At 68.2% G+C, this 26,303-nt stretch carries 22 protein-coding genes; 11 read left to right on the forward strand and 11 right to left on the reverse strand.

What is annotated here, in order from left to right; all coding sequences use genetic code 11:
- The first annotated feature begins 28 nt into the window (after window positions 1–28).
- A complete protein-coding gene (locus AB0I43_RS31065; RefSeq protein WP_356971317.1) occupies window positions 29–553 on the forward strand; it encodes a gluconokinase in 525 nt (174 codons plus the stop codon).
- A gap of 48 nt (window positions 554–601) precedes the next feature.
- Here the strand turns inward: AB0I43_RS31065 and AB0I43_RS31070 are convergent, their stop codons facing one another.
- Together AB0I43_RS31070 and AB0I43_RS31075 are read right to left on the reverse strand one after the other, a co-directional pair.
- Entirely contained in the window at window positions 602–1,252 is a 651-nt protein-coding gene (locus tag AB0I43_RS31070; protein ID WP_356971315.1) for an NAD(P)-binding oxidoreductase, read from the reverse strand.
- A gap of 49 nt (window positions 1,253–1,301) precedes the next feature.
- Window positions 1,302–2,798: a serine/threonine-protein kinase gene (locus tag AB0I43_RS31075; RefSeq protein WP_356971313.1), complete on the reverse strand. Its 1,497-nt coding sequence runs from the start codon at window positions 2,796–2,798 to the stop codon at window positions 1,302–1,304.
- Between the two features lie 193 nt (window positions 2,799–2,991).
- Between AB0I43_RS31075 and AB0I43_RS31080 the strand changes: the two genes are divergently transcribed.
- The gene (locus AB0I43_RS31080) at window positions 2,992–4,059 is read left to right on the forward strand and encodes an alpha/beta fold hydrolase (RefSeq protein ID WP_356971311.1); all 1,068 of its coding nucleotides are present in this window, start codon (window positions 2,992–2,994) and stop codon (window positions 4,057–4,059) included.
- Between the two features lie 55 nt (window positions 4,060–4,114).
- Here AB0I43_RS31080 and AB0I43_RS31085 read toward each other — a convergent pair whose 3' ends face one another.
- The 3 genes from AB0I43_RS31085 to AB0I43_RS31095 form a co-directional block, all read right to left on the reverse strand.
- Complete coding sequence (locus tag AB0I43_RS31085; protein ID WP_356971309.1) at window positions 4,115–5,308, reverse strand: lipase family protein; 1,194 nt, start codon at window positions 5,306–5,308, stop codon at window positions 4,115–4,117.
- Window positions 5,309–5,319: 11 nt separating this feature from the next.
- On the reverse strand, window positions 5,320–6,240 hold the full coding sequence (locus tag AB0I43_RS31090; RefSeq protein ID WP_356971308.1) for a class I SAM-dependent methyltransferase: 921 nt from the start codon (window positions 6,238–6,240) through the stop codon (window positions 5,320–5,322).
- 180 nt (window positions 6,241–6,420) lie between these two features.
- A complete protein-coding gene (locus AB0I43_RS31095; protein ID WP_356971306.1) occupies window positions 6,421–6,768 on the reverse strand; it encodes a hypothetical protein in 348 nt (115 codons plus the stop codon).
- Between the two features lie 171 nt (window positions 6,769–6,939).
- Here AB0I43_RS31095 and AB0I43_RS31100 point away from each other — a divergent pair, with 171 nt between their 5' ends.
- Window positions 6,940–8,322, forward strand: coding sequence for a hypothetical protein (locus AB0I43_RS31100; protein ID WP_356971305.1), 1,383 nt, complete (start codon window positions 6,940–6,942; stop codon window positions 8,320–8,322).
- A 3-nt stretch (window positions 8,323–8,325) separates the two neighbouring features.
- Here the strand turns inward: AB0I43_RS31100 and AB0I43_RS31105 are convergent, their stop codons facing one another.
- The 4 genes from AB0I43_RS31105 to AB0I43_RS31120 form a co-directional block, all read right to left on the reverse strand.
- Window positions 8,326–9,027, reverse strand: a complete 702-nt coding sequence (locus AB0I43_RS31105; protein WP_356971303.1) for a DUF2993 domain-containing protein — start codon at window positions 9,025–9,027, stop codon at window positions 8,326–8,328.
- Between the two features lie 76 nt (window positions 9,028–9,103).
- Window positions 9,104–9,664 carry an EF-hand domain-containing protein gene (locus AB0I43_RS31110; protein ID WP_356971302.1) on the reverse strand — a complete coding sequence of 187 codons (561 nt, stop codon included), beginning with the start codon at window positions 9,662–9,664 and terminating at the stop codon, window positions 9,104–9,106.
- Between the two features lie 86 nt (window positions 9,665–9,750).
- Window positions 9,751–11,061, reverse strand: a complete 1,311-nt coding sequence (locus tag AB0I43_RS31115) for a lipase family protein (protein WP_356971300.1) — start codon at window positions 11,059–11,061, stop codon at window positions 9,751–9,753.
- Window positions 11,062–11,186: 125 nt separating this feature from the next.
- Window positions 11,187–12,335, reverse strand: coding sequence for an alpha/beta fold hydrolase (locus AB0I43_RS31120; protein WP_356971299.1), 1,149 nt, complete (start codon window positions 12,333–12,335; stop codon window positions 11,187–11,189).
- 235 nt (window positions 12,336–12,570) lie between these two features.
- Here AB0I43_RS31120 and AB0I43_RS31125 point away from each other — a divergent pair, with 235 nt between their 5' ends.
- A complete protein-coding gene (locus AB0I43_RS31125; RefSeq protein WP_356971297.1) occupies window positions 12,571–13,809 on the forward strand; it encodes a helix-turn-helix domain-containing protein in 1,239 nt (412 codons plus the stop codon).
- A gap of 6 nt (window positions 13,810–13,815) precedes the next feature.
- Here the strand turns inward: AB0I43_RS31125 and AB0I43_RS31130 are convergent, their stop codons facing one another.
- Window positions 13,816–15,438 (reverse strand): BCCT family transporter, encoded by a 1,623-nt coding sequence (locus tag AB0I43_RS31130; protein ID WP_356971296.1) that lies wholly within the window; start codon window positions 15,436–15,438, stop codon window positions 13,816–13,818.
- Window positions 15,439–15,542: 104 nt separating this feature from the next.
- Window positions 15,543–16,973: an MFS transporter gene (locus AB0I43_RS31135; protein WP_356971295.1), complete on the reverse strand. Its 1,431-nt coding sequence runs from the start codon at window positions 16,971–16,973 to the stop codon at window positions 15,543–15,545.
- 231 nt (window positions 16,974–17,204) lie between these two features.
- Between AB0I43_RS31135 and AB0I43_RS31140 the strand changes: the two genes are divergently transcribed.
- The 7 genes from AB0I43_RS31140 (at window position 17,205) to AB0I43_RS31170 (ending at window position 26,303) form a co-directional block, all read left to right on the forward strand.
- Window positions 17,205–19,037: an SCO2524 family protein gene (locus tag AB0I43_RS31140; protein WP_356971293.1), complete on the forward strand. Its 1,833-nt coding sequence runs from the start codon at window positions 17,205–17,207 to the stop codon at window positions 19,035–19,037.
- The gene (locus AB0I43_RS31145) at window positions 19,034–19,975 is read left to right on the forward strand and encodes an SCO2523 family variant P-loop protein (protein ID WP_356971291.1); all 942 of its coding nucleotides are present in this window, start codon (window positions 19,034–19,036) and stop codon (window positions 19,973–19,975) included. Before AB0I43_RS31140 ends, AB0I43_RS31145 begins: the two co-directional genes overlap by 4 nt.
- Window positions 19,975–20,970, forward strand: coding sequence for an SCO2522 family protein (locus AB0I43_RS31150; RefSeq protein WP_356971447.1), 996 nt, complete (start codon window positions 19,975–19,977; stop codon window positions 20,968–20,970). Before AB0I43_RS31145 ends, AB0I43_RS31150 begins: the two co-directional genes overlap by 1 nt.
- 2 nt (window positions 20,971–20,972) lie before the next feature.
- Window positions 20,973–21,980 (forward strand): SCO2521 family protein, encoded by a 1,008-nt coding sequence (locus tag AB0I43_RS31155; protein ID WP_356971290.1) that lies wholly within the window; start codon window positions 20,973–20,975, stop codon window positions 21,978–21,980.
- Between the two features lie 477 nt (window positions 21,981–22,457).
- Window positions 22,458–24,296, forward strand: coding sequence for an SCO2524 family protein (locus AB0I43_RS31160; RefSeq protein ID WP_356971288.1), 1,839 nt, complete (start codon window positions 22,458–22,460; stop codon window positions 24,294–24,296).
- A 4-nt stretch (window positions 24,297–24,300) separates the two neighbouring features.
- Complete coding sequence (locus AB0I43_RS31165; protein ID WP_356971286.1) at window positions 24,301–25,209, forward strand: SCO2523 family variant P-loop protein; 909 nt, start codon at window positions 24,301–24,303, stop codon at window positions 25,207–25,209.
- A gap of 47 nt (window positions 25,210–25,256) precedes the next feature.
- On the forward strand, window positions 25,257–26,303 hold the full coding sequence (locus tag AB0I43_RS31170; RefSeq protein WP_356971284.1) for an SCO2522 family protein: 1,047 nt from the start codon (window positions 25,257–25,259) through the stop codon (window positions 26,301–26,303).

The raw sequence follows: 26,303 nt of genomic DNA on the forward strand, positions 1-26,303 counted from the left end.
CCCGCAGGTCATTGCCGAGGAGGATTCGATGTCGAGCGCAGGCCCCCGGATCGTGGTCGTGATGGGGGTGTCCGGGTCGGGCAAATCCACCGTGGCGAAAACACTGGCCGACGAGCTGGGCTGGGTGATGCTCGAGGGGGACGAGCTGCACCCGCCCGCGAACGTCACCAAGATGGCGGCCGGTCACCCGCTCACCGACGCCGATCGGTTGCCCTGGCTGGAAACGATCGCGCACTGGATCGCCGAGCGCGCCGCCGCCGGCGAATCCGCCGTCATCGCCTGCTCGGCCCTCAAACGCGCCTACCGCGACATCCTGCGCAGCGGCGTGACCGGCCACCCCGAGGCGACACTGACCTTCATCTACCTGCGCGGCACCCACGAGGAACTCGCCCACCGCGTCACCACCCGCCACCACAAATACATGCCCGCGTCCCTGCTCGACTCCCAGCTCGACACCCTCGAGGAGCCGACCGACGAGCCGGACGCGGTCACCATCGACATCGAGCGGCCGCCGGGCGAGGTGGCCGCGGCGGCGCTGGCCGCGCTCGGCTGAGGGGGCGGTTCGGCGGCCGGTGTGCCGGATGGCTGCGGCTGCGGATGATCAGCGGGTCAGCTGGGCTGCTGCGTCGGTGACCGGGGTTTCGCCGGTGGTGAGTTCGATGATGGCTCGGCTCACGGCCGGCTCGTGCAGCACCGCGGCGAGGAAGGCGGCTACGTCGTCGCGGGGGATCGAGCCGTACTCGATCGCCCAGCCGGCGGTGACGCGACCGGTTCCTGTCTCGTCGACCAGCGTGCCGGGCCGGACGATCACCCAGTCCAGGTCGGTGTGGGTCAGGTAGACGTCGGCGGTCTTCTTGACCCGCATGTAGTGCTCGAATCCGGCGGAGGTGTCGCGGTCGCGTCCGGCTTCGGGGAACACCGAGACCAGCACGAAGCGCGGTACACCGGCGCGGGCCGCGGCGTCGGCGGCCTTTTCCAGGCCCTTGCCGTCGATCAGCGTGGTCTGATCCACGCCGGTGCCGTGCGCACCGGCGGAGAACACCACGGCGTCGTGCCCGGCGATCTTGCCCGCCAGATCTTCGACCGAATCGGCGATGAGATCGGCGGCCAGGGGCGTGGCGCCGGTCGCGCGCACCACCTCGGCCTGCTCCGGTTTGCGGTACATCCCGGTGACTTCGTCGCCGCGTTCGGTGAGCAAGCCGCTGAGCCTGCGCCCGACGCCACCGGCGGCTCCGATCTGGAATACCTTCATAGCGATCCACTGTAGAGAACGGCCGGACCACCCGGCGGTGGCGCTGAGATCATCCGGGCCACTGATGCACCCGGGTCTGCGGCACGGGTGCGTTCCCGGTGTTGGGGCTCGCTGGTTGCTGCACGGGCGGCGGTACGTACTGCTGTGTCCGCGGGGCCGGGGCGATCGACTCGTGTGATTCGGCCGGTGGCAGGGTGTCGACGGGTTGCGGCGCCGGGACCGGCGTAGTCGTCGGAGGCAGGGTTGTAGCGGTATTCGGCTGCGGTGCAACAGTTGTCGTGGTCGGGCTACTTTCCGGCGCCGTGTCCTCGCGCATGGAGAACGCCGCACCCACGATCACCCCCACTCCGGCCAGCAGCAGACCCGACACCATCGCCATCCGCCGCCCTCGCGATGTCCGCAGGGCGGTATGCGTGTCGGCGCGGCCCGGCGGGGATGCGTGGGCGTCGGCAGGAAGATCTCCAGCTGCCCCGACATCGGCACGGTGTGCCGACTCGGTCTCGGCCCGCCCAGCGTTTCCGGTCGCAGCGGAGGACCACCCCGGCCCGCCCTCGGCGTCCAGCGGCGGGCCGGGGTGGTCCGCGCCCGGCGTGGGCGTCCAGCGGACGACGGTCGGCACCAGGGACTGGTCCGGCGGTGCACTCGAAAAGTATACGGCCCCTGCGTCTTCCAGCTCATCGGGCGATCCGGCGGCACCGTCGGGCGGCGCCGGTCGCGGCAGCGCGGCGGCCGCGGCTTCGGCGAGATCCGTGCAGCTGGCGTACCGATCCCGGGGAGATTTGGCCAGGGCGGTAGCGATCACCTCGTCCAGCTCGGCCGGTAGCCCGGGCCGCCGGTCGCGGGGCGCGGGCGGTGCGGTGTTGAGGTGCGCCCCGATCACCGCGGCCTGGTCCTTGCGCGGGAACGGCGGCTCACCGGTCAGCAGCTGGAACAGGGTGCAGCCCAGCGAGTAGATGTCGGCCCGGTGATCGGCGGCGGCTTCGGTGAACCGCTCCGGGGCGGCATAGGCGAAGGTGGCCGCGATCCCGGAGAGGGTGACGGTGTCGTCGAGCGTGCGAGCGATCCCGAAATCGGTGAGCACCGCCCGCTCGCCGTGCCGGGGACTGTTCTCGATCAGCAGGTTCGCCGGCTTCACGTCCCGGTGCAGCACGCCCTGCCGGTGCGCGTAGTCCAAGGCGTGCGCGGCGTCGCTCAGCAGGCGCACGGCCCGGGCCGGTTCCAGGCCGCCGGGGTGCGCGTCGAGCAACGCGGCCGCGTCACCGCCGTCGATGTAGCGCATCGCCAGCCACAGCGCCGGATCGTCCCGGTCGCTGCGGTCGTAGACCGAGACGATGTTCGGGTGCTCGAGCCCGGCGGCGACGGTGGCTTCCCGATCGAACGCGGCGCGCGTCTTCTGGTCCGCGACAAAGGCATTCGCGAGCACCTTGAGGGCGACCGGCCGCCGCAGGCGCGGGTGCTGGCCCAGATACACCGTGCCCATGCCGCCCACCCCGAGCGTCCGCTCGATGGTGAACCCGGCGAATCGGGCCCCCGGCTGCAAACTCACGACGTTCCTCCCCGGCACACCGGCCCGCACACCCGAAACGTGCTGCGACCCTGAGACAATCTAGCCGACCCGGCCGGACGGGGCCCCGGCTCGCCGGTCCCGGCGCGAGTCCGTACACGGCTGTATGTTACTGTTTGTTACATCTATTTCGGGGCGGCCGCGACCGCCATTCGCCGAGAGGAACCGACCCGCGATGACGTGGCTCGTCACCAGCCTGCCACCAGCGCTGCGCAACGGCTGGGCACTGACCTTCGGCAACGGCATCGAAATGCCCACGCGCACACCGTCGACCGTCCTCTACGACCGCCCGCACCGGCAGCTGCGCCGCTTCGATCGCGACACCCCGGCCACCGGCAATCCCGTCCTGCTGGTGCCGCCGCTCGCGGTGGACGCCTCCTGCTACGACCTGCGCCCGGGCCAGAGCCTGGCCCAGTTCCTGCTCGACACCGGTCGCCAGCCGTATGTGATCGACTACGGCCGCATCACCGCCGCCGACCGCGACCTGGGCCTGGAGGAGTGGATCGACGACATCGTCCCCACCGCCGTCGCCCGAATCAGCGCCGAGCACGGCGGTGCGGACGTGGACGTCATCGGCTGGTCGCTGGGCGGCATCATCAGCCTGCTCACCGCGGCCGACCACGCCGAGCTGCCGCTGGCCTCGGTCACCACGCTCGGCTCGCCCCTCGACTTCGGCAAGAACATCCTGCTCAAGCCGGTGCGCATGTTCGCCAAGTTCACCGGCGGCCGGGAAATCTCCTATACGACACACCTTTTCGGCGGCATCCCCGGCTACTTCGTGCAGGCCGGCTTCCGTGGCATGTCCCTCTCGCGCGAGCTGACCCGCCCGCTGTTCATCGCCCGCAACGCGGGCGACACCGAGGCGCTGGCCCGCATGGAGGCCATCGACCGATTCATCGACGCGATGCCCGGCTACCCGGGCCGCCTCTACCGCCAGACCTACCGGCAGCTCATCGTAGGCAATCAGCTCGCGCGCGGCCGGGTGCGGCTGAGCGCGGGCCGCGACATCGATCTGACCAAACTCAGCTGCCGGGTGCTGCTGCTGGGCAGCAACGGCGACACCCTCGCCCCGTCGGCCACCATCGCGCCCGGGGTGGACATCCTCAGCGGCGCGGCCGAAGTCGAGTTCGCCGACGTGCCGGGCCTGAACCACCTGGCGCTGATCGCCGGGCCGCAGGCCCGCACCACGACCTGGCCGCTGATCGACGACTTCCTGACTCGGCAGCCGCCGCGCCCGGTCTGACGCACGAAAACGCCGCCCGGCGCGCGTGGCGTCGAGCGGCGTCCGGTGGGTCGGATCAGCAGTTGGAGGGCGCCCCGAGCCCGGCGAACCGGTCCGACAGGTAGCCGACCGCCCGCATGGCCCCGGGGAACATCGCGGTGGCGTGGTCCGCGCCGGGAATGACGTCGAACTGGACGGGCGTGCCCGCCGCGCAGTAGCGGCCCGCGGTGGCCTGCGCCAGATCCAGCGGCACCTGATCGCTGCCGCCGTGCCACTGATAGACCGGCACCCGCGGCACCTGCGGCACGATCTCCAGCGCGTTGGCGTGCATGGTGGCGATCAGCACCGGATCGTTTTCCATGCCGCGATGGAAGATCTCACCGATGGAACGTCCGTTGCCCGCCGAGATGATGTCGTCCACACAGGAGTTGGCGATACGGTCGCGCAGCGCGAAACCGGCCGGGGTGAGCGCCCGGTCCAGCGGCATCTCGCCGGGGTACTCGCGCTCGATCCCGAGCGCGACGGCGAACCCGAGGCCGAACAGCGGGTGCGGCGCGTCGCCCACCTGCAGCGCCATCTTGCCGGGGTTGACCGGCACACCGCCCTGCGCGACGCCGACGATCGGCAGTTCCGGCGCGTATTCCGGCGCGAGCGCCGCCGCGAAGCCGGTCGACATCGCCCCGCCCGAGTACCCGGCCAGGCCCACCGGCGAATCGCCGAGCCCGGCGGGTGCGAACCGCTTGGCGGCGCGGATGCCGTCCAGCGTGATCTGACCGCCGAGCCGCGCCGCGCCGTAGGCGCTGGTGGGGCCGAGGTGGTCGGGCACCGCGATCGCCCAGCCGCGTGCCAGCAGCAGATTGAGCGCGGCGGATTCCTTGAGGCCGCCGTCGAACAGCGCGTGCGACGGCGCGCACTGCAGGCCGAGCGAATTCACGAACGGCTGGTAGGAGACCAGCGGCCGGGCGCCGCCGCCGGGCGGCACGATCAGCGTGGTCACCGCGGCGATCGGCGCGCCCGCGGAGTTGGTGGAGCGAAATGCCAACTGCCACACCGTCGAACCCGGCCACCCGTGTGCGGGAACGAGCCGCGAGCGCAGCACGTCGCCCGGCGCGTAGTTCTCCAGATCGCCCGGCCCGTAATAGAACCCGTCGGGATCGGCGACCGGGTAGACGGCCGCCGAAGCGGCCGGGGTGAGGGTGCTCAGCAACGCCGTCGACGCCACGGCGGCGACGAGCACTCGAACCAGCACCTTGCCTAGCGGTAAGCGCATCTTCGGTCCTTTCACGGGAGCACGGTGTCGGTTGCGTTCGGAAAAACCTGTGCACGAGCGGGTTTGGTGCAGGTGAATTGCATGACGTCGAGATGTCCGGAACGAAAGTGCGCGGCGCCGTCCAGCAGGTAGCGCAGATAGGTGTCGTAGGTGGCGGTGTCGGTGAGCGCGACGGCCCGGTCCCGGTGGTCGATCAGCGCGGCGGCCCAGTGGTCCAGCGTCTTGGCGTAGTGCGCCTGGAGCGGCTGGATCCGGGTGACGGCGAAACCGGCGTCCTGCGCGAATTCCCGGACCCCGCGGGGAAAGGTGCCCAGCGGCTGCGGCAGCCGGCCGCCGGGAAACACGGCCTCGCGCAGGAACCGGATGAACGAGGTATCCGCGCTGCTCAGCGAAATCTGATGGGCGCGAAGGTGGTTCAGGCCGTACATGACCATGGTGTGCAGCAGCATGGTGCCCCCGGCCGGCAGCGTGGCGTGCGCGAACTCGAAGAACGCCTCGTGGCGCTCGGCCCGGAAGTACTCGAACGCGCCGATGCTGACGATCCGGTCGGCCCGGCCGGTGAAATCCTCCCAGCCCTGGAGCCGGACCTCGGCGCGGCGACGGCCGGGTGCGCGCCGCGCCAGCTGGGCGCGCACGTACTCGTACTGACGGGGGCTCACCGTCAGGCCGATCACGTCGATGTCGTAGGTGTCCAGGGCGCGCAGCATGGTCGAGCCCCAGCCGCAGCCGATGTCGAGCAGCGTCATTCCCGGTCGCAGATCGCATTTTTCGAGGGCGAGATCGATCTTGGCCAGCTGGGCCTGTTCCAGCGTGTGGTCCGGCTGGGTCCAGTACGCGCAGCTGTGGGTGCGGGTCGGATCCAGGAAGAGCGCGAAGAACTCGTCGGGCAGATCGTGGCGGGCCTGTGGGTACAGCGGGGCGCAGCGACTCATTCACATACCTCCGGGTGGACTGGCAGTGCTCGGCGTCGATCTCAGTTACTTCGCACAGCAGGTAGCCGGGGGTTGGCCAGGCCAAGTGATGTGTATCACAGGTATGTCAGATTCGCGGGTAACCCTCGCGGGATCTCATGTCGCCGCGCCCAGGCGGCAATCTCACAGCGACATCGGGTGTCAGCCCCAGGTCGCCTGATTCGGCACCGTGGACGGGAAGACCACATAGAAGAACTGCCCGGGCGCCAGCTCGTTGATGTCGTGCCAGCCGCCCTGCGGATCGCGCTGATAGAACCGCCGGATCCCGGTGCCGTCGTCGTAGCAGACGATGTTCGAGGTGCCGAACGGGCTCCAGTACACCCCGGCGCCCGGACGCGGCGCCTCCAGCGGTGTCCGGAAAAGGTGGCCGCACGGCGTGATCACCGGGTGGTAGATGGACGGCTGGGCGGCCGCGACCGGGGCGAATCCGAGCACCCCCGCGGTGGCGAGTGCGGCGGCGGACAGTGCTCGGCGAACAGTGCGACGCATCGATGCGGCTCCTCACTGGCGGACGGGGTTTCGCCTGCGTTTCGGCGATCCGGGCCGAACGTTACTCGCTGCCGGGCGCCGGAGGCGAGGCGCGAGGACGAGGTGATCGCCTGCGAGTTGGTCCGCGCGGGAAGATTGCCCCTCGGGTGCGAACAGACGATTGTTATGGGTGTGTGGCGACGTCGCGATGCGCTCGAGACGGCAACGGTGTGCCTGGCGGCAACGGTCGCCGGGGTGACGGTGATGGTGCCGATCGACCCGGTCGTAGCCGGGGCGGAGTTCTCCTCCGCCTGGGTCGACCTGGCGGTATTCAATGTTCCGCGGGCTACGACGGCCGCCGCCTTCGTCACCGTGCTGGCCGCCGCCTTCGCGGTGATGATGAGTGCCGCCTTCGCCTGGACCACCGTCACGGTGTTCGCGATGCTGCTCTTGACCGATCAGTTGCTTTGGAATAGCCACCTGGGTTCCGCCGCCGGGCTCACCTACATCGATTCGCTGCTGGCCGGCACCATCATGGGGATCGTGGGGACGCTGGCCTGGTCCCGCCGGGCCACCGCGAGCGGGTTCCTCTTCGGCGCGTTGACCGGCATCCTGATCGGTGACTTCACGCCCGCGCCGCAACCGGGCGTGCCCGTCTCGTTCGTCGACCGGTTCCTGCTCGACTCGCCCGCCCTCCCGCTGGGGGTGCTGCTCGTCGCGGCCGCCATGGCCTGCGCGCTCGCTAATTGGTATCGCTCCGCGCCGGTTCGCCGGCTGGCCGACGTGATCCCGTTGCGCTCGATCGTGTCCGCGGGCATCATCTTCCCCACCATCCTGCTCACCTCGGAATGGTTCGCCCGCGACGGCAACGACCTGCTCGTCCAGATCGTGGGCGTGGTCCTGATCGTGGGCGCGAGCCTGCTGGCGGCGCTGGCCCTGCCCGGCCGCGACGGCATGCTGCTGCTGTTGATGGTGGCCTTCGCCGCCGCCGGCAGCACGCCCACCACCCTGCCCCGGCCCGATTGGGCGAGTGCGCTTTTCGTCGTCGCGATCGCCGCCGGCCTCTACACCGGCTATCGCCGCGGCCTACCCCTGCTGGCCGCCGCCGCGACCGCGGGCCTGGCCGTGCTCTCGATCGTGACCGCCCTGACGGGCGCGCACGGCACCCCGCTGGCGGTATCGAGCGGCCTCGCGGTCGCCTTCGTCGGCGGCTACTGCCTCGGCGCGGCGGCCCCGCTGTTCCCGACCGTCCCCGCCCTCTGCCTCGCCGTCCTGTTCGTGCCCTCGGCCGCGGTCGCGCTGTGGGGCCGCGATTTCGAACGCGTCGCCTACTCGCCCGCCTGGTACCGCGCCACCGAACCGGCCCGAGCCCTGGCTCCCGGCCTCGTCGCCCTGGCCATCACCGCGGGCTGCGCCGCCGCCATCGCCCTGCTCTACCGGCTGCGCCCCACCAGCCGCGAAGCCGTCCGCACCCGTTGGGCCCACCTGCGCACCGCGGCCGAATCCATCGCCACCCCCACCGCCCTGATCCGCCCCGCGCGGCCGCTGCGGCCCCGCCGCGACGCCCTCGGCTGACGCTCAGGCTTTCGGCAGATCCGAGAAGTGCACGTCGTGGGCGACGGCCGTCACCAGCAGGCCGTCCGCGCTCGGGGTGATGGCGGTGAGGCGGGCGCCGACCGGCAGTTGCCGCAGCGGCACCACGAAGGTGAGGTTGTTGCGCAGCAGGGCCAGCGAGATCGTCGGCCCGCCGACCGCGGACTGCACCGAGATCGGGGTGATCTGGATGCCCTCCTCGGTCGGGGCGACGGTCACCACGACCGTCGCGGGCACCGGAATCCCCTCGATCGAGAAGGTGCCCTTGGCGCGCAGCCCCTCCGGGCTGTAGGAGAGCGACTCCACGCCCGACGGCGCGAAACCCTGCACGGTGTCGTAGGGCACCAGCGCCGTCGCTGTCGCGGTGGCCGCCACCAGGTTCGAGGTGCGGCTCTCCAGCAGGTCGTTCAGCGGCGCGGTGACGTCGCTGAGCCGGATGTCGAGATCGCGGACCGAGATGTCCTGGTCGGTCCAGGCTCCGATCTCGATGTCGACCTGGCTGTAGCGGCCCTCGACCGCCTGGGTCAGGAACGGGAAGCCGCCGATCCGCACCTGCGGCTCCTGCGGCAGGGTGTACTCGGCGGCGATCTCGCGCCCGATCTCGTTCTGCGCCAGCACGACCGCGACCCGGTCGCCGGCCACCAGCGCGATCGCCAGCACCAGGATCGTGATCAACAACGCGCGCATACGCTCACCAGCTCGGTCATTCCACCATCATGCTGTGCTCCGGGCCCGGCGGTCGACCGCTGGGCCCGATCGCGTGTCAGCCGGGAAGTTTGCCCAGCAGCCAGCTGCCGGCGCCTTCGGGGTCCTCGTCGAAGTAGTAGTCGTGGATGGCCCGCAGCAGATCGTCGGTGCCGATGAATCCGTCACCGTCGGTGTCGAGCCGGCGGTGGATCGCGCGGGCGTCGTCGGCGGGCAGGTGCATGAGTGCGCCGGTCCAGCGGACGTGCTCCTCGGCGTTCAGTCTGCCGTCGCCGTCGGTGTCGGCGATGTCCATGATCGCCGTCAGGAACGGCCGATACCCTTGGTCGAAGGATTCCCGGGTCACCAGCAGACCCTCCGCGAAGGCCTGCTTGTACTCCGCCAGGTCGACGGATCTGTCGATGTTCACATCACCGGCCGAGGCCAGGCGGCCCCACAGCTGCACACTCAGGTGCAGCAGACGTTGCGCGGCGGGCGAATCCGGCGCGTGACCGAACTCCGCGGCCACCGCCTGTGCCGAATTCTCGAAGTCCTCGCGTTCGATCCGGCCGTCCCCGTCGAAATCGAAGGTCTGGAACCGGCGCTCCAGTTTGCGTGCCGTGAACTCGCTGATCTCCATGGCTGGAACCCTTCCTGCTCGTAGCATCCCCGGGCGATTCTCTCGCGAGTGCGGCCGTGGCACGCCGGGAACTCCGGGGAACAGGCTCAGCGCTGGGAAATCGTTCTGCCGGTCAGCATTCGGAGAAACAGCGCGGCGAAGCGCAGGTGCGCGCGCACCTCTCGCGCGCCCCAGGCGACCGACCAGACCGTCCGGGTCGTGCTGGGCGGCAAGGGCTTGCCGTCGAACCGATCCGCCAGCCAGTTCATGGTCAGGGGCGTGCCGAGATAGAGCAGGGCGAGATGCAGGCTGAGCCGGTCGCGGATGTAGTGGATGTGCGCGCCCGCGTCGCGGTAGCGCTCGACGTGCCGGTCCACGTCCCGCACCGCGATCAGCTCGTCGTTGACCCCTTGCAGGACCAGCATCGGCATCGCGGGCGCGGTCACGCCGGGGCGGATATCGTCCAGGACGCGCCGCATTTCGGGGTGGCCGAGCAACTCGGCGAAGGTGGAGTCGCAATATCGGTCGAGGTTCTTGCCGGCGAACCGGGGCACCAGCGACAGGGTGGTGCGGCTGGCCGCGTCGGCGAGCAGGGCATCGAACTCGGGTCGCGCGTGCGCACGCAGGAGCCGGGCCAGCTCCGGGTACGCGCGCCGCAGCGCCGCCACGCAGACCGCCGAGAACCCGGACAGCAGTGAGCCGTTGAGCCGGAGGAAGGCCGCGCGCGGGTCGCCCACGGGCGAACCCGCCACCGCTCCGACGATGGTCAGCTCCGGCGCGTACCCGGCGGCCAGCTCCGCGGCCCACGCGGTCGCCAGCCCGCCGCCGGAATAGCCCCACAGCCCGATCTCGGTGGACCGCGACAAGCCGAGGGGCGCGAAACCCAAGGCGGCCCGGGCGGCGTCGAGGGAGCGGTAACCGGGCTCGCGCGCGACGCCGAAATTCCCGCCCATGCCACCGTGATCGGGAATCGACACCGCCCAGCCCCGGGCCAGCGCCTCGGCGATGACGGGCAACTCCAACTGGGGGATCGCGCCGAGCGCCCGCGCGCCACGGCGCAGCGCGTAGGAGGGGAAGCAGTTCGAGCTGACGCCGTCGATCGCGCACTGGAACGAAAGCAGTGGCCGGTCAGCGACTTCGGCCCCCGCCGGCAGCAGCACCGTAGTCACCGCGACATCGGGAATCCCGTGCAGATCGCTGGTGCGGTAGAGCAGCTGCCAGGCCCGCAGCCGCTGCCGCACCGCGCCGAAGAGCGCGAGCTCGGCGACCCGGGTGCGCAGGATCGTGCCCGGCGGACGCAGTGCGAAACCCACTGGCGGGCAGTAGAAATCGTCGTGCTCCGGGCGTAACGGCCCGATCATGACCGGGTGGTCGGTGACGACCGGCGGTGCGGCATCCGAATCGCAGGGCAAGCTCATCCTGGTGGTCCTTTCGCGCGCCGCACGGTCGCCTGCGCCCTCTCAACCTAGCCCCGATGATTCTCGGAAGTAATTGTCGTGCAACATAATTGGTGGTTCACAAGTTGCTCTCGGGAGAGCAACCGTCACAGCTTTCCGCTGCCGCCGATCAGCCACGGATTGAACGCGCACACCAGTGGCCCCGCCGCCGCCGGATCCAGCGCCGCCAGCGCGATGCTCGCCGCGCGCGGCGAGTACATCAGGGTGAGATGGTCGGACAGATCCTGATCGCAGCCGTCCTGCAGGGTGATGTTGTGCACCGTCGCGCCCGGGCCCGCGCGCAGGAACGTCAGGTCGTAGGGATTGGTGACTTCGTCCCAGCGGGAGCCGACCACGGTGTAGTCCACACCCGGCACGGTGTCGCCGCCGGCGTTGAGGGTGGCATAGAACGGCGATCCGGCCGCCTGCTGGATATTCGACAGCCCCACCAGCGGTTCGGCGAAGCCCATGATGTCGACGCCGAGATTGTTGATGAATCGCCCCAGTGTGGCGATGCCCAGCAGCGCCGTGCCGTGATGGGTGGCACCGAACGTCACCAGCTTGCCGACCTTGTCCGCGCCACCGTCGAATTTCAGGTAGTGGTTGGCCACGGTGCCGCCCTGGGAGTGGCCGATGATGTCCACCTTCTCGGCACCCGTGGCCGCGCGCACCCGCTCGACGAATTCCGCCACCTGGAGCGCGGATTCCTCCATCGGCCCCACGCCGTAGCGCCCGGGCAGCACCGAGCCGAGGCCGCCGCCCTCCATTAGGCCCGAGCGGCCGAAATTCAGTGCGTACACGCAATATCCGGCCCGGGCCAGCTGCGGGGAGAGGGCGGCGAAGGTGTCGAAGGAGTTGAGCCAGGTGCCGTGCAGCAGCACCACCGGGCGCGGATGCTCCGGGCCGGGCCGGCAATTCCAGTTGTTGGCGCCGGCCGGCGCGACATCCGGATCGAAGAGCCCGTAGGCGAACGCCGCCAGCGGCGCGGTCAGTTCCGGGCCGGTGCCGACGGCGGCCGCGGCCGAGCTGCGACCCCAGGCTGCATTGCCGCCCGAGCCGCTGTCGAGGACGGCCTTCGGCTGCCTGCCGTCGGCGGCGGGCGCGAGCCCGGCGGAGAGCGTGTCCGCGAAGGCGGACAGGTCCGTGGCGGGAGCGGCGCGCACCGAGCCGGGCCCGGTGCCCAGGGTGAGAATCGCGGTGGCGGTCAGGGCGGCGCACGCCGTGGCCCAACGTCTTTGTCGCGGCTTTGCAGACACTTTCGTACTTCCCATCGAATCGTCGCCGGGTCACCCGGAAGCTATGGCGCAGAACACAATGCGCCGGAATTGTGAGATGCGACGCGGCGATACAGCGAGTCTGGCCCGGCTGCACGGCGGCGTCACTGCACGCACGAACGAAGTACGGCTCGCCGCTGTTGTCTTCGGAGACAAATTTGCTCGCTGCCTGTTCGCTGGCTTGCCGCGATTCCCTGTCGCCGACGACAATCGCCCTATGTCTGCCGCTCCGCCGCTGTTCGCCGCAGAAGCCTCGCTGCTCACCCGTCTGCTGACGCGATGGCCGCAGATAGCCGAACGAATGCTGGCCGCCGGTCTCGGTGCTACGCCCGCCGCCGCGGATCTGCCCGAGGGACACTTCCGCCCGGAGGTACTGCCCGCCATCTACGCCTGCGGACGGGCGGTGTTGCAGGCCATCTCCGAGGACCGCACACTCAGCCGCGCCGAGGTCGCCGCGTTCGTCGCCCCGGTCGCCGAACGCCATGCCGAGGACCGGTTTCCGCTGTCGCTGCTGATGGAGGCGATCCACGGGTCGGCGCAGTCGGTGCTCGCCGAGGCCGCCGCCCTGGCCACGCCCGAGGAGACCGAGCAGCTGGTCGTCATCGGTTCGGGCCTGCTCGATCTGCTGATGAACATCAACATCACCGTGACGCAGACCTACACCGAGGTCGGTCAATCCATCCACCACGCCGATCGCGAAGCCCGCCGCGAACTCTGCTCGGCGCTGCTGCGCGGGCGACCCGCCGAGGCGCTGTCGGCGCGCGCCGACGTGGCGCTGGCCGAGCGCTACACCGTCCTCGCCATCCACGCCAAACCCGAGGAATCGGCCAACCCGGCCGCGGACCTGCTGGCGCGCAGGCGAATTCGGATTCTGCACCGTGCGCTGGACGGCAGCACGAACGGCGCGGCACTGCTCACCTTCGACGGTTCCACCGGCATCGCCCTGGTACCGGTGCATTCCGACGCCGCCCCGGTCCTGCGCACCGACCGCTTGGCCGCGCACCTCGCCGAGAAGCTCGGTGTGGCAACCTATCTCGCCGAATCCGCGGCGGTGCCGCGCGCGGAGCTACCCGCCGCCGCGGCCGAGGTGACCGAACTCGCCGCGCTCGCCCGCGGTCTGGGCCGCCCGCCGGGCCTGTACCGGCTCGATGATCTGCTTTTGGAATACCAGCTGACCCGACCCGGCGTCGCCCGCGACCGCCTCGCCGCCCGCCTCGATCCGCTGCTGGGCACACCGCACCTGCTGGAGGCGCTGGAAGCCCACCTGCGCTACGGCGCCGACCGCAAGACCGCCTCCGCGCACCTGCACGTGCACCCCAACACCCTCAGCTACCGCCTGCGCCGCGTCGGCGAGCTTACCGGCATCGACCCGGCCGAGCCGAACAACTCCCGCCTGCTCGCCGCCGCCGTCACCATCCATCGCCTCTACGCGCCGGCCCGGGGCCCGGAGAGCTGAACGCGCTCACCGTGCGGGCGTGCGCCGGGGCCGGGACGCGTCGCGTTCGCGGATGGCCTCGCCGACCATGGCGCGCACCGCGTCCGGCAGGCCGTAGAGCGGCGGGTGGGTGGCCGGACCCGCGCCCGGGTCCTCGCGCAACTCCTTGAGCAACGCCCAGCACAGCGCCAGCATGACCAGGACGAACGGCAGGGCGACGAGAATGGTCGCGGTCTGCAGCGATTTCAAGCCGCCCGCGACCAGCAGGACCGCCGCGACCGCCGCCATCAGCACGCCCCAGGTGACCACCAGCCAGGACGGTGGATGCAGCGCCCCGCGGCTGGTCAGCGAACCCATCACCAGCGACGCGGAATCGGCGCTGGTGATGAAGTAGGTCATCACCAGGATCATCGAGACCCAGGAGGTGACGGTGCCCAGCGGCAGCGCGTCGAGCATCCCGAACAGGGAGGCTTCGGCGTCGGTGGCGTACTCGGCGAGATCGGCCCGGCCGGTCGCCGTGAGCCGGATCGCGCTGCCGCCCATGATGCAGAACCAGACGGTGGTCACCGCGCTCGGCACCAGCAGGACGCCGATCAGGAACTCGCGAATCGTGCGCCCCCGCGAGATCCGCGCGATGAAGGTGCCGACGAACGGTGCCCACGACACCCACCAGGCCCAGTAGAAGATGGTCCAGGCACCGAGCCAGTCCGAGTCGGCGTAGGCGCTGGTGCGGGTGGCCATGGGCAGCAGATTGAACAGGTAGGTGCCGATGCTGGCGGGCAGACTGTCCAGAATATAGACGGTCGGGCCGAGAACCAGCACGAACAGCATGAGCAGCGCCGCCAGCCCGATGTTCAACGTGGACAACCACTTCACGCCCTTGTGCAGCCCCGAGAACGCCGAGATCACGAAGGCGGTCCCGAGCGCGGCGATGATGATCAACTGCACGGTGACGGTGTCCGGCACCCCGGCGGTCAGGTGCAGGCCCTTGGCCACCTGCAGCGTGCCCAGCCCGAGGCTGGTGGCGGTGCCGAAGACGGTGGCGAAGACGGCCAGCAGATCGATGCTCTGGCCCACCCAGCCCTGGGCCCGGCGGGCCCCGATCAGCGGGACGAAGGTGGCGGAGAGCCGATTGCTGCGCCCCTTGCGGAATCCCGCGTAGGCGAGCGCGAGGCCGACCATGCCGTAGATGGCCCACGGCGTCAGCGTCCAGTGGAACAGCGAGTACCGCAGCGCCGTCTCGGCCGCGGCGGTGGTCTGCGGCGCGATGGCGGTCCCCGGCGGCGGAGAAACGAAGTGCTGCAGCGGTTCCCCCACGCCGTAGAACATCAGCCCGATGCCCATCCCCGCGCTGAACATCATCGCGATCCACGCCAGATTGCTGAACTCCGGTTCGGAATCGTCGGCGCCCAGCCGGATCCGCCCGAGCCGGCTGACCGCGATCACCACCCCCAGCACCAGAAAGACATCCGCCGCCACCACGAACAGCCAGTCGAAATTGCCGAGCACCCAGCTCAGCGCGTTGCCCGATACGGTCTCGAAGCTGTCCGTGCCCAAGGCCGCCCACGCCGAAATCGCGATCACCGCGCCGACGCCGACGCCGATCAGGCGGAAGTCCGGCGTGCGCTGGTCGAACTGCTCGGTACTCATCACGCCCACTATCCCCGGCGGCTAACGGTTAGCTAATTCGGCGCGCCGAGCGGGCCCACACCGGCGGACCCGTCCCCGGGCGGGGGACGGGTCCGGGTGGCCGATCAGCCGACGGGTACCGGCGCGGGTGTGGCTGCGGTAGCGGTGCGGCGCAGGCCGAACGCCGCGATGACGACCGCCAGCGCCGCCGCGAGCACCGGCACCAGCAGCGCGGTGCGCAGTGCGTCCACGCCGGCCGCGCCCGCGGCCTGCGCGGCCACGTGCACCGCGGTGACACCGGAGATGCCGAGCGCGAACCCGAATTGGATGGCGGTGTAGAGCAACCCGCCGGCCAACCCGTGCTCGGCCTCCTCGACGCCGTCGGTGCCCGCGATCGTCAGCGGACCGTAGACCAGTGCGAAGGAGACGCCGAGCAGCAGCAGCGCGGGCAGCATCGCCGCGTAGGCGCGGTCGACCTCCAGCGGCAACAGCAGCAGGTAGGCCACCGCGGCCAGCGCGACGCCGCCGAAGACCACCCGCGCGTTCCCGAACCGCTCCACCAGTCGCGGTGTGAGCAGCGGCGCGAGGAGCGCGTCGATGCCGATCACCGCCATCGCCAGGCCGGTCTGCACCGTGCTCCACCCGCGCACCTCCTGGAAGTACAGCGCCGCCAGGAACTGGAAACCGGCGAACGATCCGACGAAGAGCAACGCGATCACGTTGGTGCGCACCAGGTTCGCCGAACGCAGGATGCCGAGCCGAACCAGCGGTTCGGGCACCCGCCGCTCGTTGATCACGAACACCGCGAGCAACAGCAGGCCGGCCCCGAACACCGCGGCGGTCACCACCGGCCGGTCCCCGGCGTGCTCGAGCCGGACCACCCCGTACACCAGCAGCATCATCGCGCTCGTCACCGCGAGCGCACCGGTCACATCGAGCTTGCCCCGAACCTGTTGCGGCCCTTCGGCATCGCGCACCAGCGGCACCGCCGCCGCCAGGATCAGCGCGGACAGCACCACCGGCGCGAAGAACACCCAGCGCCAGCCCAGCGCGGTCAGCAGGCCACCGGCGACCATGCCCAGCGAGAAACCGCCCGCCGCGACACCGGAGTAGACCAGCAGCGCCCGGTTGCGCACCGGCCCCTCGGCGAAATTGGTGGTGATCAGCGACAACCCCGCCGGCGCCATGAACGCCGCCGCCACACCGGTGACGAACCGCGCGGTCAGCAGCATCCACCCGCTGGTCGCGAAGCCGCCGAGCCCGGAGAACACGACGAACACCGTCAGCCAGAACAGGAACACCCGCCGTCGCCCGAACAGATCCGCCACCCGTCCGCCCAGCAGCATGAAACCGCCGTAGCCGAGGACATACGCCGACACCACTCCGCTCAGCGTGCCCGTGGACAGATTCAGATCGGCGCGAATGGACGGCAGCGCCACATTGAGCATCGCGACATCGATGCCCTCCAGGAAGATGGCCCCGGACAGCACGGCCAGCACCGCCCAGGCCCGGGTGGACATTTCCGAGAAGACCGCGGTGGGTCTGGATTGCAACATCGGATTCTCCAACGATCAGTTCCCCGTGGTGGGGTCAGTTACCTCTGGTTACCAAGGAGAGCTTCGGGCACGATCGTCGAGTTGTGAAGACGGCACATTCCTGACACTGGGTATCCACGGGGATACCTATCGCGACCTGGGGCGGAAACAGTCGGAAATAATCTTTCGCAACCGATGAAAGGTCGCCGTCGAACGGTCACACTTGAGGTGCAGTCGTACGGAGGGGCATCGATGGGAATCCGACCGCGGCAACAACTTCTGGAGCTCTGGCGCGCGCACCTGCAAACCTCGTATCGGGACGAGACGTGGGTCTGGGGCGGGCGCGACGGCCGCAATGCGATCAGCGACGCCGAGCAGTTGATGTGCCTGCTGTATCCGGCGTCGGAGCTAACCGTCTTCGCTGTAGACCCGGACAACCTGGCTACCGCCGAAGACGTCGCCTCGGTGCTGTGGGTCCTGGGTGACGATACTCGGATCGGGGGTGCCCTGGTCCGGATGATCGAGGAATTCTTCGACGAATACACCGATGCCGACGGCGAACCGATCTTCGCCGGCGGCAGCTACTTTCGGGATGCCGGGCACGGTCCGCCCTCCGAGGCCCAGCGGAGCCTCGACGTGGTGGATGCATATTCGATGTCGCTGAGCCTGTGTATCGCGGCGTTGCGCTTCCTGCGCGGATTGCAGCGCTCTCTGCATCAGGAGGTGCGTCGCGAGGCGAAGCTGCTACACGATCGGATCAGCGCGCTCACGCCCCGTGTCAGCGCGCGCCTGACCGCCGCCATGGCGGGGCTGATTCGCAGCTTCGTCATCAACGCGCCGCCCTTCACCTCCGCAGCCGGGCAAGAGATTCTGAAACAGGTCAACCAGACTGGCGTGCCGACAAAGACTGTCGTGAGTGATCTCTCCGCCACGCTCGAGCAGATTCGCGTCCAGGCATCCAACGACGTCCGGGGCGGTCATATCGCCGACATCGATCTGCGCGATGACAACTCGGCCTTCGAATGCGGCTGGAGCTGGGGAATCGACAGCGGGGCCGGTGAGCTGGCCGACGTCCCGAGCCGGATCGCGAGACAACAGGGCTACGCCGTCGCCGAGCCGTGCCTGTACTTCACCCTCGTCGCCCTCGACGGCATCAAGGACCTGTACTCACAACGCACCCAGGAACCGGACCTGCTCGATAGCCATCAGTTGCAACTCGCCGAATCCCTGAAGCGGCGCGCGGAGCTGGCGCAGCGGTACTGGTCGACGATCGCGCGCTTCGGCACCGGACGCTGGCCGCTTGAGGATCTACCCTGGCGCACCTCCGCCGGCCAGCAATCCGATTACTACAGCCTGGCCGTGACCGCTCTGCTGATCCAGGATCTGCTGGAACGAGAGTCCACCGCTGATCTCCCGCGAACCGTCGCGGTGCTCGAGCAACTCGCTCAGCGCGGCAGGATCGTAACCCGGGAAATCCCGGACGATCCGGCCGCCGCCCTGCACCATCCCGGAGTCACACTGACGCTCGCGGGGGCCGAGCGCGTCGACGGCGGCCCGTTGATCGGCTATTTCGCCGCCGACTTCGCGACGTTGCTGCTCCGGCGCAGTCTGCAGGCAGCTCGCTTGGCCCGCGACGTCGAAACCCGGGAACGGCTCTTCGATCTCGCCGCTGCGGCCATGGACCACATGCGGAGCAGGACCATCGACACCGGCCGCGCGGCCGGTCTCTGGGACAACCTAGCCCCGGAGGAGAACGCACCATCCTGGTTCCTGACCGAGCGCATGATGGAGTGCTTGGTCGTCGCGCACAACACCTATCGCCGACCGCCGCTGGCGGCCTCGGCGATGGTGGCCACGGCCGTCGGCAAGATCAGCGAAGCCGAGCACCTGCTGAATCAGGAGATGCTCCAGACCAGTGACTCCGGCTATTCGACGCGCCTGGCGTACTTGGCGGAGATCGAAACCTCTCTCGACCGCGCCAGGGCCATTCTGACGAAACGGCCGCACACCGCCGAAAGCCTGGCGGCCGCCGCGTTACTGCGTCTCGATTCGCTGGCTTATGCCCGAGAAGACGCCAACCGATGAGACACCGGGGCAGTGCACCGGTCCTGGTCTTCGCGACTTCCGCAAAGGGCGGAACCGGCCGGACGGTCACCAGCTGCAACATCGCCTATCGGCTGTGCCTCAACGGCTACAACGTTGCCTATGTCGATTTCGATTTCGGCTTCCCGACGGCCGGCGCCGTGTTCGAAATAGGCCAGGCCGCATGGGGGATCGACGAGGGAACAGGCATCCATTCCTACCTGCTCGACCAGATCGGTGAGCCGTCGCGGGTGGATGTCACCGGCTACACCGACCGAGCCGCGCTGCGGCGTACCCCGCGCTGTAGTGGTCGGTTGATGCTCTTCCCAGGCGAGGTCGGCGGCGGCGAATTCATTCGATGTGACGATGCGATGGTGACGCGGGCGACAGCTCTGCTGTCGTCGCTACTGAGCGAATTCGACGTCGTCGTAGTCGATCTCAGCGTGGGTCGCTCGGTCGCGTTGGAGTTGGCGCTGGCCGCTACCGCCTCGGACGCACTGCGGCACAACTCGCATCGGTGGCTGGTCTTCCTGCGCTGGACATATCAACATGTTCTGGCGGCCGGTGGTTTGGTGTACGGACCACACGGGCTGGTGGAAGCCGGGATCGCGTGGGGACACGATCCCGCTGCGCTGCTCGCGTCCACCCGCAGTGTGCGCACCGCGGTCGCCAGCTCCGCCCCGGCGTTCCGGGACTCCGGGCCGGAAATTGCCGCGTGGCTGGAGCAGCAGGCCAACGCGTTGCGACAACTGGCGGCGGCACACAGAATCGGTGCCGCCATGCTGCTGGGGGAGACGCCGCGCGAGCCGCTCCTGGAGTGGCGCGAACAGCTGATTCTGGACCACGACGTCATCGCTCGAATCGCCAGCGAGGCTACGGTCACGGCTTACGCGAATCTGGCCCGGCGGCTGACCGACCCTTCGACCTGGGATATCGATTGATGAATTCGCCGACCTATCGTGAAGCCACCGAAGAAGTGTTCGTCGCGCCGTTACCCATGGCACACCTGTCGATCGAACTCGGCCATTTCGCGTTCCAGGAAATCCTGGACGAGACCGAACGAGTCCGCACCGAATTCCGCGGCGTCGTCCCCTTGGTCCAGGCCTTCACCGAAAGAGCGCGCGTCGAATTCGGTTCCGGCGCCAGGGTTAGCACCTGCTACCTGCTCGACGATTACTTCCAGCCGGATGTCGAACCGGCCAAGGTAATAGACCGGCTCCTCGACGCCGCCGACGATGCCGGATTGACCATCGATTATCTGGCCCGCGAATCCGGGTGCCACGAAGCGGCGGTGTTCTCGGGCGGAGTCGCCGTGGGCGACCCGATACCGGTGGCCGAGATGGTGGCCGCCCGCCTCGTCGCCCAACCCGAGGAAGAGGGAACAGCGAACGGGCGACGCCCGCCCACCACGGAATCCGGATGGCTGTGCAACGGACGCCGGGAACGAAGCGGCCGTTCCCAATCGGCGATGCATCCGGAACCGTATCAATTCCCCCAGGAATACGGCCGCCGTGAGCATTCGGTTTTCCTCGACGTAGAACTCTGGCACGACCGGCAAGCCTCGCGCCGCTGGTCCTGCTCGTTCCTGTCCGCGGTCTGGCACCTCCTTCGGCTGGGCCTGCTGCGCTATGACGGCGCGGTGGTGGCGGAACCGCAACCGTGGTCCGGCGATCGGGAATGGCCGGAGCAATGGCGGGACCTGCCTCCGGTGATCCAGTTGAACGGCAACGCGGAACCATTCACCGCCTACCGGACACTGTCCATATTGCCCAAGCGCTACCTGTCGATCGAGCACGCTGTGCGCGTCATCCTCGACCACGTCGAGCTCGACGACGACGTAGCGGCTTTCGTCACCGCGGCGGGTCTGGCAGAACACGTCACAGTGCCGTTCGGAGTCGCCGGCCGCGTGGGACATCTACTGCTGGACGGAACCTGACAGTGACACCTATCGCCGAGACCGCGTACGACCGCCGGTCGATCCGCAATGTGCCGGCGCCACTGGTGATGCTCGGCGAAATCCGCACGTGCCTGCTGCCGAACTCGACGACTTTGGACGGCGAGGCCACTCGTGACCTCCTGGCTCTGGTTCCGGGCGCGACCGTGCGCCGCCGGGAACGACCCGGCCCCCTGGCCTTTTCACCACGCCGGGCGATCGGCGTCGACTGCCATCTGCCCTGGGGCGCGACCGATTCGGCACGGGTGGTGGGCACGGTGGCCTCGATGGCGGTCCTGGTCGGCGGCCGGCTGTCACAGACGTCCGTGCACACGATCGTGGTGCGAGCGCCACAGAAGAAGCGCCGCCCCTGGTCGCACTACCTCACGCAGGTAGGAGTGATCGAGGCGATCGGCGCGCTGCCCCCGCGGGCAGTCGTCGATGAAGAATTGGTCACTGGTCATTTCACCGCCTCTGGCCTCCACATGCTGGACCTGTCATCGATCTGCGCCCGGCATATGGATGATTTGCGCCTGTCCCGGCAACTGGATCAGCGTCCACCGCTGCGGGCTCCGACAACCCAGCTGCGGTGGACGGCCCAGATCGGTGGGCGCACCGGGCCGGCCGTGTCCTTTCGCGTGGCGGATGACCTGACCAGAACCGCGAACGTTATCGTGCGAGTTCCCGGCGAGCTCCCGGACGCTTTGCGTTTCTGCCAGGATCTCGCGGTACACGACTGGTTGTTGACCGTCATCGACGCGAAAGTGCAAGCGGCCGAGGCTTTCAGTGACGGACGCCAGGTCGCGATCCTCGCTCCGGTGCTGGAGCATCTGGCCCACCTCTGGATGCCGGGCGCCCACGTCCCCGGCACCGTGCGCTCCCTCTGGCGTGACCTCCAAGCGGAAGCGAACTTCTCCAAACAATGGACCTCGCGAGTGGAGCAGGTACAGCGGCGCATCGAGGTGGCGATGTATTACGCCGCCCGTGGTGAAGGGTTGCAAAGAAGCTGGTGATTCCGGCTCGAAATCCTGTCCGAGCCCGGGTGTCAACCAAGCGGGCCAGGTGCGACCGTGCGCCTTCCACCACCGCACTCCGATCGAGCGGAGATCTCCTCTCCACGCCCGGTTCGGGGTCAGCTCCCGTCGCGAATGGGCAGCCGGCTGCGCCGTAAATGCCTTGTGGCCGGGATCGGCAGAACCGGATAGGCAGGCTTGGCTCCCTAGGGAGGCATCCGGTGTTATCGTATCGGCGCTCCGCCACGGAACGTCACAGGCGGCGAGCATCAATCCCCGATGGTCCGATTTGGCCCGAATGTCGGCAAATGTATTGCGCGCCGTAGCTTTTGGCTGGATCGTTACAGGGGGAGGACGGAATTTTTCGGAGTGCCGCGCGTCAACGAGGTGCGTGGCCAGTTCGGCACGTCAACGCTGTCGAGGTCGCTTCGGACAGCAGTTCCGTGCTGCCTGGAACGAAGGGTGGAGTGCGGCGGCGTGAGAATCCAACCGAGGCAACAGATCCTGGACATCTGGCGTGCCATGATGTCTACGTGTTGGGATGGTAGCAAGTGGAGCTGGGACGGGATCGTCGATCGGAACTCGATCAGCGACTCCGAACAACTGCTCTGTCTGCTGTATCCGGCCACCGAGATCGACAACTTCGCTCTGGATAATCCGGCGCGGATCGAAGGTGACGTCGGCTCGGTGCTGGAGCCGCTCGGCACCGAGGAACCCATCCCGAGTGCGATCCTGTCGCTGCTCGAAGGATACCTTCTCGACAACACGCGCGAAGACGGTCAGGCAGACTTCTCGGCAGGCTCCTATTTCAGCTCCGGTGACCCGGAGCGGGAACCGACCGAAGCGCAGCGCGCCATCGAAGTCGTCGACGCCTACTCGATGTCGCTGACGCTGTGCATGGCCGGTTTGCGATTCGTTCGCGCATACGAGAGCGTGACGAAATCCGAGAGTGTCAAAGGGCGGATCAAGACGCTGACGGCCGGCCTCAGCGCCCGGCTGACCGCCGCCATGACCGGGCTCATGCGCAGCTTCGTAGTGAAGAAGGTGGCTCCGAAATCGCCTGAGGGCCAAGTGATGATCGGAATGCTGAACCGGACGGGCCAACCGGAAAAGGTTGTCGTCACAGGGATCGCCCGCAGCTTGGAGCGGGTCCGCGCTCGCCTGCGCAGTGATATCAAACTCGACGAGGTCACCGTGGCGGCCCTGGACGACGAGAACATGCTCTTCGAGTGCGGGTGGAGTTGGGGGATCGTCCGGGGTGCCGCGCCGGTGGACTACATCAATGAGTCCATTGCGCACGAGGCGGGCATCGGGGATCCGCGACCATATCTGTACTTCACGGTCATCGCTCTCGACGGTATCAACGACTTGATTTCGCAGCGTACCGGTGAACTGGCGCTGCTCGATGAGAAGCAGCACCGGCTGGCTCAGGCGCTTCGCACGCGCTGGGAGTTGACCCAGAGCTACTGGTCGACGGTTGCGCGTTTCGGCTCCGGAGTCTGGCCGCTGGAGGACATTCCGTGGCGTACGAGCGATGGTGAGCAATCCGACTACTTCAGTCTCATCGTTTCCGCCGTCCTCATTCAGGACCTGGTGGCGCGCACCGCTTCCGACGACGATCTGACCCGAGCCGTCGCTATTTTCGACGAGCTGGCCGGCCGCGGCCGGATCATTCGCAGGCGTTTGAGCGAGGATCCCGCCGTCGCCCTGCACACGCCCGGTGTTCGCCTGACCTTGCGCGGTACCGAAGCGGTAGATAATGGCCCGACCCTGCAGTGGATAGCTTCGGACTTCTCGGCGGTGCTGCTCAAGCGCATGCTGCAGGCGGCACGGTTGTCGAATAATATCGTTGCTCGCGAAAAGCTGATGGAATTGGCCAATCTCGCCATGGACCACCTGGCTGCACGCACCATTCGCACCGGCCCGGCGAAGGGTTTGTGGGACGATCCGGACGCGATCTTCGGTGCGAGCGAATCGGCGCAAACGGTACGGCCATCGTGGTATATGACCGAGCGAGTCGTCGAATGCCTGGTCGCGGCGGAACGCACTTTCCGTCAGGCGCCACCGAACTGGCCGGAGCTGCAGCCGCTGGTGAAGATGCTGGTGAACATCGCCGAGCACCGCTATAACCAGGAGATGCTCAATGTGAGCCGCGAGAGCATGCCGTCGGCGCTCGAGCATGTCGAGGAACATATCGATCAGGCTCGCCTCCAGATTCGCGAGGACGCCGCTGCCACGATTGTTCGCGCGCTGGACGCACTGCGCGAATTGGACAAGTTCGCGACCGGCCGGCGCGACGCGGCGAGGAGTGCGTGAGCACATGATCGTTTTCGCAACCTCGGACAAAGGCGGCACCGGACGCTCGGTGACCAGCTGTAACATCGGATACCGGCTGTCGGTCAAAGGTTTGCGCGTTGCCTACCTGGACTTCGATTTCGGTTCGCCCACTGCCGGTGCGCTATTCGAAATCACGGATGCCGAGCGTGGTGTGCCCGATCATCAGGGGCTGCATTCCTATCTACTCGGTGACGCGCCCAGTGTGCGGCGCCTCGATATCCGAGAAATGACCGATCGTGCCGAACTGAAGAAGACCCGGGGCAAGGCCGGCGAACTCGTCTTGTTCCCCGGCGACAAGGGTGGTGCCGAGTTCAAATCGATCGATGACGACGTGGTGGACCGCTGTGTGCAGCTGCTGTTGGAAGTCGAGCACGAATTCGGCGTCTGCATAGTCGATCTCAGTGCCGGCCGCTCCATGGCCATGGAGTTGGCGCTGCGGGCCACCGTGCGGTCGCAATTGCTCGCGTGCACGGTGCGCTGGCTTGTGTTTTATCGCTGGACTCGCCAACATATCTTGGCGGCCAACGGGCTCGTGCACGGGCAATACGGTTTGCTGGCCAGCGGCAAACAGGTGGGCCATGACGAAGATAGACTGCTCGAAAACCTCCGTTACGTGCGAACCGCGGTGCCGGATCCGGGTTCCATCAAGGGGGGAACCGGAGCCCAGGCTGCCTGGTTGCACGCGCAGGATGTGCAGTTGAAACGGTTGTCTTCGACCAGGATCGGCGCGGATGTGCTCGGAGAAACACCTGTGGAGCCCATGCTGCAGTGGCGAGAGCAGGTTGTGCTCGATATCGATGTGCGCAACGAGATCGCGAACAAATCCATTGTCGAAGCTTTTACGCGACTCGCCAACCAGCTGACCGACCCCAGGGCCTGGTCGAAGTTATGACTCGGACGATCGGCGAACCATCTTCTCGGAAAGGGGTTTCGAACCCAGTGGAAACCGTTGCAGGCTACGTCGAGGCGACCGAACGTCCGCGCGTCGCCGAGATACCCCTGTCGCATGTGTCGATAGAGGTGGGGCACTTCTACATGATGGATCTCGCCAACGGTGCTGACCGGATCAGGGCGCAGTTCCGCAAGGTCTCCCGAATCGTGGAAGCGCAGCGGTTGATCGCCAAGGCGGAGTACGGCGCGGATGCGCGGGTCAGCACGTGCTTTCTGATCGACGACTACTTTCGGCTCAGCGGCAGGAAGCTGCAGCAAACCCATCCCACGGTCATCGTTCCCAAACTGCTGGCTGCGGCCGCGGAGTTCGGCCTCACCATCGACTACCTGGCACGCGAGGCCGGCTGCTGGCGGGTGCCCCCGGCGGCGCCGGACGGCGCGGTCATCAAGCTGGCCGAAATGGTACGCGAGCGGATCGTGCACCAGCCTTTGCCGGGTATGAACGGCCGCCGCCCACCCGCCAAGGAATCCGGTTGGTTGTGTAACGGGCGACGTGAATCCGATCACGTCTCGGGGCAGGCGATGCACGGATTGGACTATCGGCCCTCGGAAGAACTCGGCCGTCGTGAGCATTCGATCTTTCTCGATGTGGAGATGTGGAGCAACCGGCCGCCCAAAAAGGGCTCTGCGCCGACCGGGGATCCGATCAAATGGTCGTGCCCGTATCTGGCCTCGATCTGGCAACTGCTGCGCCTGGGGATGCTGCGCTACCAGGGTGAGGCCGTTGTCGAGCCATTTCATTGGCAGCCCGATCCCACGGGTGCCCACTGGCCGGCGGAGTGGAAGGACTGGTGGGATATGCCCGCCGTGCTCCAACTCGAGCCGAAGGCCAAGCCTTTCGCCGCCTACCACTCTTTTTCGGTACTGCCGCAGCGATATCTGCGGATCGAGGACGCGGTCCGGTTGATACTCGAGCATGTCAGGCTCGACGACGCCGTGGTCGATCAAATCGTCGAGCGCGGGCGTGTCGAGGGCGTGGATGTTCCACGTGCGGTGACGGATCGGATGACGCAGTTCACTGTGAGCGGATCCTGA

It is taken from the genome of Nocardia sp. NPDC050435 (genome assembly GCF_040655395.1).
In the GTDB taxonomy this organism is placed as follows: domain Bacteria; phylum Actinomycetota; class Actinomycetes; order Mycobacteriales; family Mycobacteriaceae; genus Nocardia.

Coding starts and splice junctions, on each gene's coding strand:
- AB0I43_RS31065 (WP_356971317.1), top strand. CDS start 29: ATGTCGAGCGCAGGCCCCCGGATCGTGGTCGTGATGGGGGTGTCCGGG.
- AB0I43_RS31070 (WP_356971315.1), bottom strand. CDS start 1,252: ATGAAGGTATTCCAGATCGGAGCCGCCGGTGGCGTCGGGCGCAGGCTC.
- AB0I43_RS31080 (WP_356971311.1), top strand. CDS start 2,992: ATGACGTGGCTCGTCACCAGCCTGCCACCAGCGCTGCGCAACGGCTGG.
- AB0I43_RS31085 (WP_356971309.1), bottom strand. CDS start 5,308: ATGCGCTTACCGCTAGGCAAGGTGCTGGTTCGAGTGCTCGTCGCCGCC.
- AB0I43_RS31090 (WP_356971308.1), bottom strand. CDS start 6,240: ATGAGTCGCTGCGCCCCGCTGTACCCACAGGCCCGCCACGATCTGCCC.
- AB0I43_RS31095 (WP_356971306.1), bottom strand. CDS start 6,768: ATGCGTCGCACTGTTCGCCGAGCACTGTCCGCCGCCGCACTCGCCACC.
- AB0I43_RS31105 (WP_356971303.1), bottom strand. CDS start 9,027: ATGCGCGCGTTGTTGATCACGATCCTGGTGCTGGCGATCGCGCTGGTG.
- AB0I43_RS31110 (WP_356971302.1), bottom strand. CDS start 9,664: ATGGAGATCAGCGAGTTCACGGCACGCAAACTGGAGCGCCGGTTCCAG.
- AB0I43_RS31115 (WP_356971300.1), bottom strand. CDS start 11,061: ATGAGCTTGCCCTGCGATTCGGATGCCGCACCGCCGGTCGTCACCGAC.
- AB0I43_RS31125 (WP_356971297.1), top strand. CDS start 12,571: ATGTCTGCCGCTCCGCCGCTGTTCGCCGCAGAAGCCTCGCTGCTCACC.
- AB0I43_RS31130 (WP_356971296.1), bottom strand. CDS start 15,438: ATGAGTACCGAGCAGTTCGACCAGCGCACGCCGGACTTCCGCCTGATC.
- AB0I43_RS31135 (WP_356971295.1), bottom strand. CDS start 16,973: ATGTTGCAATCCAGACCCACCGCGGTCTTCTCGGAAATGTCCACCCGG.
- AB0I43_RS31140 (WP_356971293.1), top strand. CDS start 17,205: ATGGGAATCCGACCGCGGCAACAACTTCTGGAGCTCTGGCGCGCGCAC.
- AB0I43_RS31145 (WP_356971291.1), top strand. CDS start 19,034: ATGAGACACCGGGGCAGTGCACCGGTCCTGGTCTTCGCGACTTCCGCA.
- AB0I43_RS31150 (WP_356971447.1), top strand. CDS start 19,975: ATGAATTCGCCGACCTATCGTGAAGCCACCGAAGAAGTGTTCGTCGCG.
- AB0I43_RS31165 (WP_356971286.1), top strand. CDS start 24,301: ATGATCGTTTTCGCAACCTCGGACAAAGGCGGCACCGGACGCTCGGTG.